The 1302-nt window shown below is 60.0% G+C and carries 1 protein-coding gene; it reads right to left on the bottom strand.

The annotated features are described in order from the left end of the window. Positions 1-1258 (bottom strand): glycosyltransferase (locus V7Q10_RS15600; RefSeq protein ID WP_333870058.1); only part of this gene is annotated, 1258 nt, incomplete at its 3' end. Positions 1259-1302 lie beyond the last annotated feature (44 nt).

The following is a 1302-nucleotide window of genomic DNA, read 5'->3' as shown; positions in this document are numbered from 1 at the left end:
TGGTGCCACCCAGCGGAATCGCCAGCCCCAAGCGCGCCAGTCCGGGCAGAAACAGCCGAAACCAAGCTGCATATTCGATTGTAAAACAGCGCGACAGCCATGTGCTGCGCGGGTTGTAGTAATCAAGCTTGCCTTGCAGGCAGGCAACCTCGGCGCCGCGCTGATAAAAACGGTCAACCACCTTGCGCAGCTGATCCGCTTCGGGTGCGTCCTCTGCGTCGTAAACGCCGATGATCGAGCCGCGACAATGGTCCAAAGCATAGTTCAGCGCGCGGGGTTTGGTCTTGACCGACCCCGCCGGTACCACGATGACCCGCATCCAGCTTGGCAAGCTGCTTTTGGCCAAGGCCGCGCGGGTCAGATGATCCTCTGCTTCGACCACCAGCAAAATATCCAGCAAGTCGCGCGGATAGTCCAACTGCTCTAACCTTTGCGTCAAACGCTGCGCGATATTGTCTTCGCGGTAGAGCGCCACCATCACCGAGACAGTCGGCAGCTGCGCAATAATTGCGCGATTGCGGTGTTCAGGCGGTGGTGCGCGATCTTGCGTCAGCGTTGCAAGCTTAAGCAGATTGGTGGCAATCATCGCCAAAATCGCAACCGCAAACAGCATTTTCAGCACAGCCAGCGGCGTAAGAAACGCCATGATCGACACCAAACCCGCCACAATCAGCGCGCGTGTGCGCAGCCTATGCGCGGTAAAGTTGCGACAGCTTTCCTGTGCGGTGACCCGCGTTTCGGCCGCTTGCGCAAGTTGCGGCCCATGCAGCGCCAAAAGCGCGGCCTCAATCTCTTGCAGCGGGGCCAGCGCCATGATGACTTGGCCGAATTTTTCCGTAAGCCACGGTTTGTGCGCCGTAAATTCTTCGGGATAGGCGGTGACGATCACAGTCGCCTCGCCTATCTTGCGCCATGGCAAAAGCCCCTCGCGCAGCGCCGTGACAGAGCTGATCTGTTGGGTCAGGCGGGGATCAGGCGGATCGGCGTGCAGCCTTGCAACCCCCACAGACCAATGCTGCGCCAAAGACTCATAAAGCCGCTGCGGGCTGATCGCTTGTTGCGCAAGTAGCGTTTCTGTCAGCCGCCGCTGGGTTTTGTGCAAGGCAATGGCCTGCAAGACCTGATGCGGCGCGACCAGACCGTTGCGCATCAATAAGGTGACAAAGCCGTGCAGGCCGGGCTGTGGCGCGGCTGCGGGGCGCGGCAATGCGCCAACAGCGCTGAAACGGTGGATTGGGCGCAGCGGGATAACGGACATCTTGCCTCCGGACGGTCAGATCACTCTGCGTCCGAAGGGTTAAT

The sequence above is a fragment of the Cypionkella sp. genome (assembly GCF_036782355.1).
In the GTDB taxonomy this organism is placed as follows: Bacteria; Pseudomonadota; Alphaproteobacteria; order Rhodobacterales; family Rhodobacteraceae; genus Cypionkella.
This window is presented reverse-complemented; position numbering and strand designations above follow the sequence as displayed.